The sequence below is a fragment of the Bradyrhizobium sp. PRIMUS42 genome (assembly GCF_023006515.1).
Taxonomy (GTDB): Bacteria; Pseudomonadota; Alphaproteobacteria; order Rhizobiales; family Xanthobacteraceae; genus Bradyrhizobium.
Genome location: NZ_JALBGZ010001491.1, coordinates 1 through 569, shown reverse-complemented (window position 1 = coordinate 569; position 569 = coordinate 1). Strand labels below are relative to the sequence as shown.

The window sequence follows — 569 nt, the reverse complement described above, 5'->3', positions numbered from 1 at the left end:
GCCGCACCTGCGCCCGACGCACCCGCCGCCGGCGCTCCCAAATCCGGCAAGCGCAAGTTCGTCCTGATGGGCGTCGGTCTGGTGCTCGCGCTCGCCGCCGCGAGCTATGCCGGCTATTACACGCTGGTCGGCCGCTTCTACATCTCTACCGATGACGCTTATGTCCGCGCCAACAACACCATGCTGGGCGCGCGCGTTGCGGGCCACATCTCCTCGATCCTCGCCGGCGACAACACGCCGGTGAAAGCCGGCGACATCGTCCTCCGCATCGACGACGGTGATTACAAGATCGCGGTCGATGCCGCCGCGACCAAAATCGCGACCCAGCAAGCCACCATCGATCGCATCGGCCGTCAGGTCGCCGCGCTCGACAGCCAGGTCGCGCAGGCCAGGGCGCAGCTCGTCTCGGCCGAAGCGGGCCTCAAGCGGGCCGATCTCGACTATGAGCGCCAGCAGGCGCTGAGCAACAAGGGCTTTGCCTCGCGCGCTGTGTTCGAGAGCTCGGAAGCCGGACGCGATCAGGGCGCCGCCGCGGTCAAGGCCGCGCAGGCCGCCTACGACGTTGCCGT

The 569-nt window shown here is 68.4% G+C and carries 1 protein-coding gene; it reads left to right on the top strand.

Translation table 11 applies throughout. The features are described 5' to 3' along the window. Positions 1-569: HlyD family secretion protein (locus MOV75_RS41250; protein ID WP_247008632.1), on the top strand; the 569-nt coding region annotated here is incomplete at both ends.